This is a genomic window from Neobacillus niacini, from assembly GCF_036961885.1.
GTDB classification, from domain to species: domain Bacteria; phylum Bacillota; class Bacilli; order Bacillales; family Cytobacillaceae; genus Neobacillus; species Neobacillus niacini_H.
The window spans coordinates 1-13,938 of record NZ_JBALNQ010000049.1 but is presented as its reverse complement, the minus strand read 5'-3'; the positions used below and the strand labels follow the sequence as shown (position 1 = coordinate 13,938).

Sequence of the window (13,938 nt, the reverse complement as noted above, 5' to 3'; positions counted from 1 at the left end):
AAGAAGGTCACACCCGTTCCCATACCGAACACGGAAGTTAAGCTTCTTTGCGCCGATGGTAGTTGGGACTTTGTCCCTGTGAGAGTAGGACGTTGCCAGGCTGTTTTATTTTTAAAAAGTGTATACTATTGGTTAGCATTAGCGTATACTATATTAGTGTTCATAAAAAAAGAAATATTTTTATTGTCGCGGGGTGGAGCAGTTCGGTAGCTCGTCGGGCTCATAACCCGAAGGTCGCAGGTTCAAATCCTGTCCCCGCAATTAATGTAAGTTATTTTCAAGGTAACACTTGAAAAACTTTGGTCTGGTAGTTCAGTTGGTTAGAATGCCTGCCTGTCACGCAGGAGGTCGCGGGTTCGAGTCCCGTCCAGACCGCCATTATACGATTGAAGATGCGAAACTTGGTTTCGTTTTTTTTATGTCTTTTTTGCTCAAAAAGCAGTTTAATTGGTAAAATACATACTATATAGGTATCCTTAGGAGTATTCCTAAGGATTTTTTTTACAAAAATAAGGTAGAATGTAGATAGAGATAAGCTATGTTATAGTAAAAAGGTGATTATATGGTTCAATATGAAATGAATACGCAAGATCCCAACGAAACCTTTCAATATGCAGCAAGGCTTGCTGGGTTATTACAGCCAAGAGATGTCATTTGCCTTGAAGGCGATTTGGGTGCTGGAAAAACAACCTTTACAAAAGGATTAGCAAAAGGGTTGGAAATTAAAAAAACAGTAAACAGCCCGACCTTTACAATCATAAAGGAGTATAAAGGAAGGCTTCCCTTGTATCATATGGATGTATACCGAGTTTCTGATGCATTTGAGGATCTAGGGTTCGATGAGTATTTTGAAGGTGATGGCGTTACTGTAGTAGAATGGGCACATTTAATTGAAGAGCAGCTCCCAGAGGAAAGGCTGACCATTTACTTATATCATGAAAGTCTAGAAAATAGAAAAATCGTATTCGTTCCACAAGGAAATCGATATGAGCAATTATGTAAGGAGATTTTTTCATGACAATATTATCGATTGATACTTCTAATTATGCTTTAGGGGTAGCGCTTATTGAAGATAATCAGGTTCTTGGAGAGTATATTACCAACTTAAAAAAGAACCATTCAGTAAGAATTATGCCAGCCATTCATACATTAATGAAGGACTGTGAACGAGCTCCATCAGATTTAACAAAAGTCGTTGTAGCAAAAGGTCCTGGTTCTTATACAGGTGTAAGAATAGGTGTTACGATAGCAAAAACACTTGCTTGGTCTTTAAAAATACCGTTAGTAGGGGTTTCCAGCCTTGAAATATTAGCTTCTGGGATAGGAAGGTATTTTGATGGGTATATTTCTCCTCTTTTTGATGCGAGGAGAGGACAAGTCTACACGGGGTTATTTCGGTATCAAAGTGGCGTTCTGGAGAGTATTAAAGAGGACCGTTTAGTGATGATAAATGATTGGGCTAGTACTTTAAAAGAGTTGGATAAACCTGTATTATTTGTTGGAAATGATCTACCTCTCCATCAAGCGGTGTTAGAAGACACACTGAGCTCTCAGGCTGTGTTTGCAGCGATTACTGAGCATAATCCTCGTCCATCCGAACTAGCGCTTTTAGGCAGTGTTAAACAGGCTGAAGACATTCATTCCTTTGTTCCTAATTATATTCGCTTAGCGGAGGCTGAGACGAAATGGTTGGAGGCAAATGGGAAAATTTTAAAAGGGTAGGATTAGAGAGACATGGTAGATTCTTTTGTTTTCCGTTATATGAAGGAAGAGGATATCGATCAGATTTTAGAGGTTGAACATGCTTCTTTTACAACACCGTGGAGTCGAGAAGCTTTTTATAATGAAATTTACAATAATAAATTTGCTGTTTATCTTGTTTTAGAAGAAGATCAGAAAATTGTCGGATATTGTGGTGCTTGGATTGTTATTGATGAAGCGCATGTAACCAATATTGCGGTTTTACCTGCTTATCGAGGGAAAAAGTTAGGGGAAGCATTGCTTCGTAAAATGATTTCTGTTGCTGAAGAAATGGGGGCAAGAAGTATGACATTAGAAGTCCGTGTAACCAATCATGCAGCACAATCCCTTTATCGGAAGTTAGGCTTCCAGGATGGCGGAATACGTAAAAATTATTATTCAGATAATCAAGAAGATGGTTTAGTAATGTGGGTGAATTTATGAAAAAAGATCAATGGATTATGGGATTAGAAACAAGCTGTGATGAGACCGCCGTTGCTATCATTAAGAATGGCCGGGAGATAGCTGCAAATATTGTGGCGTCACAAATTGAGAGCCACAAGCGATTTGGAGGGGTTGTACCTGAAATCGCTTCGCGCCATCATGTTGAACAGATTACGATAGTTATCGAGGAAGCACTAAATCAAGCGAATTTGAGCTTTTCGGATCTTGATGGGATTGCTGTAACGGAAGGACCTGGATTAGTGGGAGCCCTTTTAATTGGAGTAAATGCGGCGAAAGCACTGGCTTTTGCTCATAACATCCCACTAGTGCCTATTCATCATATTGCTGGACATATTTATGCTAACCAACTGGTAACGGAATTGAAATTCCCACTTTTATCATTGGTAGTGTCGGGCGGTCATACTGAGATTGTCTATATGAAGGAGCATGGCCATTTTGAGGTGATCGGTGAAACAAGAGACGATGCTGCTGGGGAAGCCTATGACAAGGTAGCAAGAACTTTAAATTTACCTTATCCAGGAGGTCCGCATATTGACCGCCTAGCACAGGGGGGCAAAGACACGCTTGATTTGCCAAGAGCTTGGTTGGAAGAGGGTTCCTATGATTTTAGCTTTAGCGGCTTAAAGTCTGCTGTCATTAATACTGTTCATAATGCAGAGCAACGTGGAGAGGTAATAGCGCCGGAAGATCTTGCGGCCAGCTTTCAGGCAAGTGTTATTGATGTATTGGTGAAAAAGATAATAAGAGCAACAGCTGAATACGAAGTCAAACAAGTGTTATTGGCGGGTGGAGTTGCAGCGAACAAAGGGCTTAGAATGGCTCTTGAGAAGGCTTTTTCAGAGAAGTCAGGTATCGAATTAGTTATCCCTCCATTAAACCTATGCACAGATAATGCAGCAATGATTGCAGCTGCCGGAAGTATTATGTTTGAAAAAGGAATTAGAGCCGACCTTTCACTAAATGCAAACCCTGGTTTAGATATCGAAATATATAATTAGGTAAAAGCCGTTCAGCAAAGTAAAGGGTTCCGTTTTGTGGTGCTTTTCTGAAATTTAAAGCCGAAGTGACAAATGATAAGACATAAGAATTGATATATTATAACGTAGAAACTCACCGCTATTGGTGAGTTTTCTTTATTTGGCTGATGAAGACCAAATCCCTTCGGTAAAATAGAGAATGTGGTCATCATTAAGGCAGAAAATAAAGTATGCTAATTCACACGTTATTTCTGATGCCATTTTAATAAGAATGCATCCGAAAACGGAATCCCTTCAGTAAAAGAAGGGCTTTTTGTGGATAACTTATTTTAAAAAAATATGTGCAATACGGAAGTTATGTGGATAACTCGACGTATATTTGTGGGTAATGTGGATAAGTTGGACCTTTTTTGTGGATAATGTGCATAAGTGTGAATAAGGTTGAAGAAATAAGTTTTTATATGTGTATAAATTTGTGGATAAGAGGATTTGGGAAATAAAATGGGGAATGAACCACGAATTTTGTCGAATATTCCACTAAAATAAATAACAATAAAAAGACCAAATCAATATGATTTGGTCTCACTAAATTATTCCGCTATTTCAGCCCATTCTTCCATAAACTGTTCGAGTTCAGCTTTCGCCTTTTCATTTTTTAAATTAAGTTCAAGAACCTTTTCATGGTCCTGAAATATTTCCGGCTCACATAGCTTTTCTTCATAATCTTGGATCAGTGCCTCAAGTTCTTCTATACGAATTTCAATTTCTTCTAATTTTCTTTTACGCTGGCGCTCGAGCTTTTTACTTTCTTTATCCTGATGATAGTTATTTTTCTCTTGTACTTCCGATTGGGTCTGTTTCTTATTCACGCTTGCAGAATCTAAAGCCTTTAGCTCCTCCTGCTCAAGCTTTTTTTCAACGTAATAGTCATAGTCACCGAGATACTCAGAACTGCCATTTGCGCTAAGCTCCAATACCTTTGTCGCAATTCTATTAATAAAGTAGCGATCGTGGGAAACAAAAATAATGGTACCAGGATAGTCGATTAGTGCATTTTCAAGCACTTCTTTACTGTCTAGATCCAGGTGATTCGTTGGCTCGTCCAAGATCAAAACGTTTGCTTTCTCCAACATTAGCTTAGCAAGCGCTAGCCGTGCCTTTTCACCGCCACTTAATGTCGAGACGATTTTTAATACATCATCACCTGAAAACAAGAAATTCCCTAAAACCGTTCTGATTTCCTTTTCAGGTTTTAACGGCCATTCATCCCAAAGTTCATTGAGAACACGCTTATTCGAGGTTAATTCTGCCTGCTCTTGGTCATAGTAACCAATAGCGAGATTGGCACCATATTGAATCGTTCCAGAGAGGGAAGGTAGTTTTTTAATCATCGTTTTTAATAGAGTAGACTTCCCAATTCCATTTGGACCCACTAAGGCAATACTTTCACCACGATATGCCCGAAAGGAAATATTCTCCGAGACTTTCTCTTCATCATAGCCAACAGCAAGTGAATCCACGATAAGTACATCATTTCCGGTTTGCTTCTCAATTTCAAAGGAGAAGGCAGCAGATTTCTCGTCCCCTAATGGCCGGTCCATTAGGTCCATTTTTTCAAGTTTTTTCCGCCTGCTTTGTGCTCGTTTCGTCGTAGAGGCCCGGGCCAAATTACGATGGATAAAATCCTGAAGATTGGCAACTTCCTGTTGCTGCTTTTCGTATACCTTCAAATCACGTTCATAATTGGCCGCCTTTTGATCTAGATAAGAGCTGTAGTTTCCAGGGAACTTTTGAATTTGCCTGCGTGAAATCTCATAAACCTGTGTAACAACCTTATCTAAAAAATAACGGTCATGGGACACGATTAAAATGGCGCCATCATAACCTTGAAGATATTGTTCCAGCCAAGTCAGCGTATCAATATCAAGGTGGTTTGTAGGTTCATCCAATATTAATATATCAGGCTTTGTTAACAGGAGTTTCCCTAATGCCAGCCTTGTTTTTTGGCCGCCGCTTAAGCTGGATATCATTAACGAGTTATTGTGAAAATTCAAGCCATGAAGGATGGAGCGAATATCGGCTTCATATTGATATCCACCCTGTTCCTTAAATTTCACTTGCAGCTGGTCGTATTCCTTTAAAATTCTTTCGTAGCGGTTAGTATCCTCGATAGCCGCAGGATCCGACATCTGAATCTCGAGTTGTCGTATTGTCGCTTCCATATTTCTTAGTGCTTCAAACACCGTCAACATTTCATCCCAAATCGACAAATTCGACTCTAATCCGGTATTTTGTGCTAAATAACCAATGCTTACTCCCTTTGGTTTAATGATCTCTCCGCCATCATGTGACAAATGCCCGGCAATAATTTTTAATAAAGTCGATTTGCCTGCACCATTACGCCCCACGAGTGCAACACGGTCGCGCGTTTGTAATTCTAATTTTATATTCGATAAAATAAGGTCTGCACCATAGTATTTTGCTAGTTGATTTACTTGTAATAAAATCATCTTCTTCACCTCAATTACTAAGGCTCTTTTCTAATCTTTGCTACTTAATTGAACATATTTATTGTGCTAAGTTTCTATAGAAAATAGAATGAATTTAATAGAAAAGAGCCTGCAAACTAAATTCTAAAGCACAAAAAAACTAATATCACGTTAAAATCAGCTTTAAGATTTTAACAACATTCTTTACATACAGACAATACTAAAATAAGTGTACCTTATTCCACCTGTGTCGGCAATAAAGTGTGATAATGTAGGAGAGGATAAGCGTAAAACGTAAAAGAAAATTATGTAATTTTTTATCATTCGTTCAAAGTTTCACAGACAAATTGTGAAAAATATAGTATGATTTTATGGGAGGATTTTGATTATGTCTGATTTTACTCATTTTAACGAAGAAGGAAGAGCAAAGATGGTCGATGTTAGCGATAAGCCTGAAACGACTCGTACGGCGATTGCTCATTCCAGCATTACAGTTAGTAAAGAAATATTTGAAAAAATAACAAATAATGAAATGAAAAAAGGCGATGTTCTTGCAGTGGCTCAAGTAGCTGCGGTTATGGGCGCAAAAAAAACCTGGGATATAATCCCGATGTGTCATCCAATTTCCTTAACAGGGGTAAACATTTCCTTCTCGTGGGAAGAAGAAGATTCTTCTTATCGATTAAATATTGCAGCAGCTGTCAAAACAAAAGGAAATACAGGTGTTGAAATGGAAGCGTTAACAGCGGCCTCCACTTGTGCATTAACGGTTTATGATATGTGTAAAGCAGTAGATAAAGGTATGATTATTGGTAAAACCTATTTGGTTGAAAAAACCGGCGGGAAAAATGGTGATTTCCACAGAACAGAGCAAGTTTTGTAAATGCGTAAACATTCTATAGGGGGTGGGAGAATATGAGTAATGAAACGATGAAAATACCACAAGCGACAGCAAAGCGGCTGCCCTTATATTATCGATTTTTAAAGAATCTACATTCTTCAGGTAAACAGAGGGTTTCGTCAGCAGAACTAAGTGAGGCTGTGAAGGTCGATTCGGCAACGATTCGCAGGGATTTTTCCTACTTTGGAGCATTAGGGAAAAAGGGATATGGCTATAATGTCAATTACTTATTAACCTTCTTTCGAAAAACGCTAGATCAAGATGAATTAACAAAAGTGGCGTTGATTGGTGTTGGTAATCTGGGAACAGCCTTTTTAAATTATAACTTTTTAAAAAATAATAATACAAGAATTGAATGTGCCTTTGATGTTGACCCGAACAAGATGGGTACATCGATTAGAGATGTACCAGTGTATCCAATGGATGATTTAGAAGTGTATTTAGGCAATGATGATATTCATGTTGCTATCCTAACCGTGCCAGCTCCAGTTGCACAAATGATCACAGATAGGCTTGTAAAATCCAATATTAAAGCAATATTGAATTTCACTCCCGCTAGATTAAATGTACCGCCATCCATCCGAGTTCACCATATTGACTTGGCGGTAGAACTGCAATCACTTATTTACTTCTTAAAGCATTATCCAACAGAGGAAATAACAGAAGAGTCAACAGAAGAATAAGAAAAAAGCCCTTTTCACAAATACAGTGAGAGGGACTTTTTTTGTCGAAAGAAAACGGTGAACCACGCTTTACAAACGTAACAGTGTTATGTTACGTTTGTATCTAGAAAGGGGTTTTCAAAATGAACGAGGAGTTAATTTCTAAGAAGGACTTGTTGGACTTGGCCGGAATCTCTTATGGACAGTTATATAGATGGAAACGAAAAGACTTAATACCAGAGGATTGGTTTATTCGAAAATCAACATTTACTGGGCAAGAGACATTTTTTCCTAAACAAAAGATCGTAGAAAGAATCAATAAAATTCAAACGATGAAAGAGAACCTTTCTTTAGATGAATTAGCAGATATGTTTTCTCCCAATCTAAGCGACTTGCAGCTTGATGGCGAAGAATTAGTGGGACGTAACATTGTTTCAAAATCAGTGCTCGACTTCTATCTTGAAAATGAAAAGGGCAGCCTTCAGTTTAATTTATCAAGAATACTTGAAGTCTATGTTTTAGAAAAACTGCTTCAATCTGGAGACATTAATTTGGATGAAGGGAAAATGCTCTTACAGGTCTTGATCAAAAATAAGGAGCTGATCAAGCAAAAAAGTGCAAATCTGCTTATTACCAGAAAACTAGGGGTCTCGCACTGTCTACTGCTCATTAATACAGAAGGATACCAGTTTGATTCAGGAACGAAGCTAGTTACAGAGGTTTCGTTAAATGTATGTATGGAAGAAATCAAATCTAGATTAGTGTAAAGGGGAATGAACAATGAATACGAAACAGCGGGCGGACCTCAGTATTAATGGACTTGGATCATCCAATGGCGGACAATTTAACCAAGTAACCTTAAATGGTAAAGGAACCGTAAATAGCGATTTAGATTGTACCGATTTTGAATGCAATGGATCAGGGACGGTAAATGGAAATGTAGCTGCAACTACAGCAAAGATTAGCGGCAATGGAAAAATAAACGGAACGTTTGAGGGTGAAACTCTTTCGATAGATGGTACCGCGAAGGTGAAAAATGATGTGATTGCAAAGAATTTAAAGGTATCCGGCAATGCGTCTATTGGAGGGAAAATAAAAAGTGAGGAAATAAAAATAAAAGGCAGAATCTCGGTAGGAGAGGATTGTGAAGCGGAAACCTTTAAGGCCGAATCACAATTTACAATTGGTGGATTGTTAAATGCCGACCTTATTGACATTACCATTTTCTCAGAGTGCAAAGCTAAAGAGATCGGCGGGCAAACCATTCTAATTAAACAAAAGTCCTCACTTCTCGGTTTTTTAAAGCCGTTCATTCAAACTCAATTAGAAACAGAATTAATAGAGGGCGATAAAATTGAAATCGAAAATACGAAGGCGAGCGTTGTCCGAGGAAACAACGTTACAATCGGTCCTAACTGCACGATTGGTATAGTTGAATATTCGGGGGAATTGTCGCTGGATGAAAAGGCTGTTGTAAAAGAAGTCCGAAAAGTTTAAGGGGGAAGAGCAATGACTAAGGAGAATAACCTTACAATTAATGGATCTGGGAGTTATCCCGGTGGTGAATATGACAAAATTAGCATTAGAGGAGACGGCACGATTGTCAATGATGTCGAATGCTCCATCTTTCATGTTTATGGAACTAGTGAGGCTGTGGAAAATGTTAAAGCAGGGTCGATAAAGGTTTTCGGTGAAGCAGAAGTTAAGGGGAATTTGCAGGCAGAGAAAATGCTGATTATGGGTACGATGGAGGTCGGCGGCCGGGCATCTTTAAAAAATATAAAAATCCTTGGAACGCTTGAGGTTGGAGAGGATTTAACAGGAGACGAGGCCAATATAAAAGGCACTATCTCTGTAAAAGGAGACGTTGAGTATGAAACCTTTGAATCAACAGGCGGTTTTGAAATTAAAGGTTTGCTAAATGCAGATAAGATTATGGTCTCCCTGCGTTTTGGGGAAAGTTCAGCTGAAGAAATAGGCGGAGGGGTCATTCATGTTAAGAAAAAAAGTTCGTTTGTTCCGTTTGTAAAGGATACGGGTACACTGACTGCAAAGGTGATTGAAGGGGATGACATCTACCTGGAAAATACAAAGGCTGACATTGTTCGCGGTAAAATAGTCAAAATTGGCACAGGCTGCCAAATTGGGTCGGTGGAGTATACAACGGAATTAATGCATGATCCGGGTTCAACCATAAAAACAAAGACAAAGCTATAATGAGGAAATTTTTAAAAAATAGGCTTCCCTAAGGAAGCCATATAAAGATAATTATTTTGGGTTACTTAGGCTGATTGATGAGGGCTTGTCGGTCATCTGCTTGAGGTGGTTCTTCTAACCAAGCATGTTTAATCATTATATTTGCACCGTCTTCTGCATATAAGGCAATTTCAGCTGAAAGTCTGGTATACAGTGCACTTAAATCCATTCTTTGACATGTCCCAACAGCGGCGCCATAATTTCCAATTCCGACAGCAATCATAACCGTCGTATGAAAGACCATCAGTTTATCGGAAAAGGGTGCGACCGTGCTATCCAGTAGATGTGAATCCCAGGTCATGGGGGCCGGTAAATCACTATCCGCTAAAGCTAAAGCAAATTTTTTGATATGCTTATTCGCAATATTTTTTCCTTCTATGAAAAATTGCTTCGCATCTTCATCTTTACAAACTTGGGCAAATCCCAACATCATAGCTTTCCCTAAGGCGTTCGTTTGAATATTGATAAATAAATGGGTAATTTCAATGGCTGTTAATGGTCGTTTTGCCTTACCAAAAAAGTCAAATAAAAATCTTTGTTTTGATACAAAGTTAACTTTATCAGGATTAGAAATATATGGAGGTCTAATATAGGTTCCTTTAGATAAGGAGACCTTTCTTACCATGTTATGTATGTCCTTTGCCTCCACTAGAATGTCTTGAAAGAATTTACTAATATCTTCTCTAGAGGAAACACCAATTGCAACCCCAGCACCTGCCATTGCAATAACCGAAGTATTTTGTAAATAATAAAGCATGAAAGTATCGGTAAATAGCTTAGGTGCATGAATATTTACATCTTTATCGGTAAATCCAACTGGGATGGGGAGTTCTTCATTTTTAAAAATATCAATAAGTATCTTTACGTGATTTTCTGCGACACTTAAACTGTGTTCAATAATGGGTAGGATTTCGGCATCCTCACATTTGTTCTTAAAGTATTTTAAAATACAACGTACCATGGTGTCACTTTCATATTGATTCCAAAGTAAGCCCATTTCTGAAGCAGTAAGAAGAATATTATGTTCACTCATTACTTTTTCAGTATTATTTGAATTCGTCATTGTAGACCTTCCTTCCATAGTCATCTATAGTTTTATGATGATTTATACAGGGGGAAATTATTCCTATGGAAGAAAAAGAAGCCTTTTCACATTAAAAGTGAAAAGGCTTCACGCTTATTTTTTTTGTATTTTCTTGGATTTTTTGTAAAGGAAGAGGATTCTTAAACCTGCTCCAAAGTCAAAGGTAGCCAATAGCACGAGCAAATAACTGAAAAACCCCCAGCCGTTTTGCTGAACATCTTCAACGGCAAAGTAAGTAAATAAAGCGCCTAGCACAAGATAAATGATTCCTGACACAATAGGTGAACGTCTCATAGAAAGCCTCCGATAAAGTTTTGAATCCTTTCCGCATCGCGAATTAGTTGATCAATCTCATCTTTATAAACGGATTGAATGACGACAACTAATGTATTCATGGCGACATGGGCAAAAATGGGCACAAGGATATGTTTTGTTTTTACATAGAGAAAAGCAAATGTGAAACCCATTGCTGAATAGAGCAATATGTGCTGCGGCTCCATATGGGCTAATGCAAAGATAATCGAGCTAATCAATGCTGAGAAGAAAAAGTTAAGACGTTTATGAAGGGAACCGAAAATAATTTTTCGAAAAACAATTTCCTCCAAGATGGGTCCAATCACAGAACTGACGATCATGGCGAGCGGTAGGGATTCAATAATGTTTAGAATTTGCTGAGTGTTTTCAGAGCCCATTTCAACACCCAAAAGTTGTTCGATATTAGCCGCAAGAGTCTGGGCAAATAAGGCAAGGAAAACACCAAAGACAGCCCATATAGCAGAACTACCAAAAGAACTGCTTCGTTCATTCAAGCCAGGCTTCTGGATTTCTTTCCTTAATAGAAAAAGAATGATGATCAGAGCAAGTGTAAAGCTGAAAATTAACCAGTAGGGGACAACCAGCCCTTGATTCAGCCCTAAATATCCAAAAAGAAACACCATCCCAGGTATTCCGACAATGCTGGATAACTGCATGGCAATATATACAATTAAAATAATCCAATATTCTCTTTTCAAATTGATATATCTCCTTTAAGAAGCATTCATCTTATATTAACCTATTCTTCATTGTACTAATTATAGCAGGGTCGTTTCAATTTTTAAGATTAATCTTTAAAAAGTATGTATATTTCTGCACATGTATCACATACTTGTAAAGTTGTAAAAAAATAAAAAAAATCATTGCTTCATACTTGCAAATTTTTTTAGCATTTATTATGATAATAATTGTGTTAGCACTCAAGTTAAGAGAGTGCTAATAAGTCAGAATTACATATTAATTTGAGGAGGTTGTTTGATTTGTTAAGACCACTAGGTGATCGTATTGTCATTGAGCTTGTTGAATCAGAAGAAAAAACTGCAAGCGGTATCGTTTTACCGGACTCTGCTAAGGAAAAGCCACAAGAAGGAAGAGTTGTTGCCGTAGGTACTGGACGTGTACTTGAAAATGGCGAGCGTGTTGCTCTTGAAGTTTCTGAAGGCGATCGTATTATCTTCTCAAAATACTCAGGTACAGAAGTGAAGTTCGAAGGAAATGAATATTTAATCTTACGTGAAAACGATATCCTTGCTGTTGTAGGCGAGTAATTAAAAAAAGTCTAAAAAATACGAGGAGGTTTTTTTAACATGGCTAAAGAAATTAAATTTAGTGAAGATGCACGCCGCGCGATGCTTCGTGGAGTTGATGCATTAGCAGATACAGTAAAAGTTACATTAGGACCTAAAGGACGTAACGTCGTTCTTGAGAAGAAATTCGGTTCACCGCTTATTACAAACGATGGTGTAACAATCGCAAAAGAAATCGAATTAGAAGATGCATTTGAAAACATGGGTGCTAAGCTTGTTGCTGAAGTAGCTAGCAAAACAAATGATGTTGCTGGTGACGGTACAACAACGGCAACTGTTCTTGCTCAAGCGATGATTCGTGAAGGCTTAAAGAACGTAACTGCTGGTGCGAACCCAATGGGTATCCGTAAAGGGATTGAAAAAGCGGTTACTGTAGCAGTTGAAGAATTAAAAGCTATTTCTAAGCCAATCGAAGGAAAAGAGTCCATTGCACAAGTTGCTGCTATTTCTTCTGATGATAAAGAAGTAGGTCAATTAATCGCTGAAGCAATGGAGCGCGTTGGTAACGACGGCGTAATCACAATTGAAGAGTCTAAGGGATTCACAACTGAATTAGATGTGGTTGAAGGTATGCAATTCGACCGCGGATATACTTCTGCTTACATGGTAACAAACACAGACAAAATGGAAGCTGTTTTAGAAAATCCATATGTCTTAATCACTGACAAAAAAATCTCAAGCATCCAGGAAATCCTTCCTGTTCTTGAGCAAGTAGTTCAACAAGGCAAGCCATTATTGTTAATTGCTGAAGATATCGAAGGTGAAGCACTTTCTACTTTAGTATTGAACAAACTTCGCGGAACATTCAATGCAGTTGCTGTTAAAGCTCCTGGCTTTGGTGACCGTCGTAAGGCAATGCTTGAAGATATCGCTGCATTAACTGGCGGTGAAGTAATCACTGAAGAGTTAGGCCGTGAACTTAAAACAACGACAATCACATCTTTAGGACGCGCTTCTAAGATCGTGGTAACAAAAGAAAACACTACAATCGTTGAAGGTGCAGGAGATACTGCTGCTATTCAAGCCCGTGTAAACCAAATCCGCGTTCAATTAGAAGATACAACTTCTGAATTCGATCGTGAAAAATTACAAGAACGTTTAGCTAAATTAGCTGGCGGTGTTGCAGTAATCAAAGTTGGTGCTGCGACTGAAACTGAATTAAAAGAGCGCAAGCTTCGTATCGAGGATGCTTTAAACGCAACTCGTGCTGCAGTTGAAGAAGGTATCGTATCCGGTGGTGGTGTTGCCCTTCTTAACGTATACAGCAAAGTTGCTGCAATCGAAGCTGAAGGCGATGTAGCTACTGGTGTGAATATCGTATTACGTGCGATCGAAGAGCCTGTACGCACAATCGCTCACAACGCTGGTCTTGAAGGATCTGTTATCGTTGATCGCTTAAAGCGCGAAGAAGTTGGAACAGGCTTCAACGCTGCAACTGGTGAATGGGTAAACATGATCGACGCTGGTATCGTTGACCCAACGAAAGTAACTCGTTCTGCACTACAAAACGCTGCATCCGTAGCGGCTATGTTCTTAACAACTGAAGCAGTTGTTGCAGACAAACCAGAACCTGCTGGTGCTGGAATGCCTGATATGAGCGGTATGGGTGGAATGGGCGGCATGATGTAGGGCTTTTAAGCCATACATTTGTACGCAAAATGAGAAATGGTTACGGCTATTTTTCTCCCATTTTGTGAAGTAGTGATGTAAAAAATTTATTTCAATAGCAATAACCACTTCCT

At 38.6% G+C, this 13,938-nt stretch carries 15 protein-coding genes, 2 tRNA genes and 1 rRNA gene; 14 read left to right on the top strand and 4 right to left on the bottom strand.

Going from position 1 to position 13,938, the window contains the following annotated elements; translation table 11 throughout:
• The 7 genes from rrf to tsaD form a co-directional block, all read left to right on the top strand.
• A 5S ribosomal RNA gene (gene rrf, locus V7124_RS19355) occupies window positions 1–101 on the top strand; the annotation flags it as partial.
• 86 nt (window positions 102–187) lie between these two features.
• Window positions 188–261, top strand: a tRNA-Met gene (locus tag V7124_RS19350).
• Window positions 262–301: 40 nt separating this feature from the next.
• A tRNA-Asp gene (locus V7124_RS19345) sits at window positions 302–378 on the top strand.
• Between the two features lie 184 nt (window positions 379–562).
• Window positions 563–1,018 carry a tRNA (adenosine(37)-N6)-threonylcarbamoyltransferase complex ATPase subunit type 1 TsaE gene (gene tsaE, locus V7124_RS19340; protein ID WP_335413422.1) on the top strand — a complete coding sequence of 152 codons (456 nt, stop codon included), beginning with the start codon at window positions 563–565 and terminating at the stop codon, window positions 1,016–1,018.
• Window positions 1,015–1,722: a tRNA (adenosine(37)-N6)-threonylcarbamoyltransferase complex dimerization subunit type 1 TsaB gene (gene tsaB, locus V7124_RS19335; RefSeq protein WP_335413421.1), complete on the top strand. Its 708-nt coding sequence runs from the start codon at window positions 1,015–1,017 to the stop codon at window positions 1,720–1,722. Before tsaE ends, tsaB begins: the two co-directional genes overlap by 4 nt.
• Before the next feature lie 12 nt (window positions 1,723–1,734).
• Window positions 1,735–2,184, top strand: a complete 450-nt coding sequence (gene rimI / locus V7124_RS19330) for a ribosomal protein S18-alanine N-acetyltransferase (RefSeq protein ID WP_335413420.1) — start codon at window positions 1,735–1,737, stop codon at window positions 2,182–2,184.
• A complete protein-coding gene (tsaD, locus tag V7124_RS19325; protein WP_335413418.1) occupies window positions 2,181–3,203 on the top strand; it encodes a tRNA (adenosine(37)-N6)-threonylcarbamoyltransferase complex transferase subunit TsaD in 1,023 nt (340 codons plus the stop codon). Before rimI ends, tsaD begins: the two co-directional genes overlap by 4 nt.
• Before the next feature lie 569 nt (window positions 3,204–3,772).
• On the opposite strand, the gene V7124_RS19320 is transcribed toward tsaD, so the two are convergent.
• Window positions 3,773–5,692, bottom strand: a complete 1,920-nt coding sequence (locus tag V7124_RS19320; protein WP_335413416.1) for an ABC-F family ATP-binding cassette domain-containing protein — start codon at window positions 5,690–5,692, stop codon at window positions 3,773–3,775.
• Between the two features lie 367 nt (window positions 5,693–6,059).
• Between V7124_RS19320 and moaC the strand changes: the two genes are divergently transcribed.
• The 5 genes from moaC to V7124_RS19295 all read left to right on the top strand — a co-directional run bounded on the left by moaC (window position 6,060) and on the right by V7124_RS19295 (window position 9,451).
• Window positions 6,060–6,554, top strand: a complete 495-nt coding sequence (moaC, locus tag V7124_RS19315; RefSeq protein WP_335413414.1) for a cyclic pyranopterin monophosphate synthase MoaC — start codon at window positions 6,060–6,062, stop codon at window positions 6,552–6,554.
• 32 nt (window positions 6,555–6,586) lie between these two features.
• The gene (locus tag V7124_RS19310; protein ID WP_335413412.1) at window positions 6,587–7,255 is read left to right on the top strand and encodes a redox-sensing transcriptional repressor Rex; all 669 of its coding nucleotides are present in this window, start codon (window positions 6,587–6,589) and stop codon (window positions 7,253–7,255) included.
• A gap of 122 nt (window positions 7,256–7,377) precedes the next feature.
• Complete coding sequence (locus tag V7124_RS19305) at window positions 7,378–8,001, top strand: YhbD family protein (protein WP_335413410.1); 624 nt, start codon at window positions 7,378–7,380, stop codon at window positions 7,999–8,001.
• 13 nt (window positions 8,002–8,014) lie between these two features.
• Window positions 8,015–8,731 (top strand): polymer-forming cytoskeletal protein, encoded by a 717-nt coding sequence (locus tag V7124_RS19300; protein WP_335413407.1) that lies wholly within the window; start codon window positions 8,015–8,017, stop codon window positions 8,729–8,731.
• Between the two features lie 12 nt (window positions 8,732–8,743).
• On the top strand, window positions 8,744–9,451 hold the full coding sequence (locus V7124_RS19295) for a cytoplasmic protein (RefSeq protein WP_335492325.1): 708 nt from the start codon (window positions 8,744–8,746) through the stop codon (window positions 9,449–9,451).
• Window positions 9,452–9,512: 61 nt separating this feature from the next.
• Here the strand turns inward: V7124_RS19295 and V7124_RS19290 are convergent, their stop codons facing one another.
• The 3 genes from V7124_RS19290 to V7124_RS19280 all read right to left on the bottom strand — a co-directional run bounded on the left by V7124_RS19290 (window position 9,513) and on the right by V7124_RS19280 (window position 11,587).
• A complete protein-coding gene (locus V7124_RS19290) occupies window positions 9,513–10,553 on the bottom strand; it encodes a DUF3231 family protein (RefSeq protein ID WP_335492323.1) in 1,041 nt (346 codons plus the stop codon).
• Between the two features lie 114 nt (window positions 10,554–10,667).
• Window positions 10,668–10,868 (bottom strand): YdiK family protein, encoded by a 201-nt coding sequence (locus V7124_RS19285; RefSeq protein WP_335413401.1) that lies wholly within the window; start codon window positions 10,866–10,868, stop codon window positions 10,668–10,670.
• Window positions 10,865–11,587: a CPBP family intramembrane glutamic endopeptidase gene (locus V7124_RS19280; protein ID WP_335413399.1), complete on the bottom strand. Its 723-nt coding sequence runs from the start codon at window positions 11,585–11,587 to the stop codon at window positions 10,865–10,867. Before V7124_RS19280 ends, V7124_RS19285 begins: the two co-directional genes overlap by 4 nt.
• 282 nt (window positions 11,588–11,869) lie before the next feature.
• Here V7124_RS19280 and groES point away from each other — a divergent pair, with 282 nt between their 5' ends.
• On the top strand, window positions 11,870–12,157 hold the full coding sequence (gene groES / locus V7124_RS19275; RefSeq protein ID WP_335413396.1) for a co-chaperone GroES: 288 nt from the start codon (window positions 11,870–11,872) through the stop codon (window positions 12,155–12,157).
• Between the two features lie 39 nt (window positions 12,158–12,196).
• The gene (gene groL, locus V7124_RS19270) at window positions 12,197–13,825 is read left to right on the top strand and encodes a chaperonin GroEL (RefSeq protein ID WP_335413394.1); all 1,629 of its coding nucleotides are present in this window, start codon (window positions 12,197–12,199) and stop codon (window positions 13,823–13,825) included.
• The last annotated feature ends 113 nt before the right edge of the window (window positions 13,826–13,938 follow it).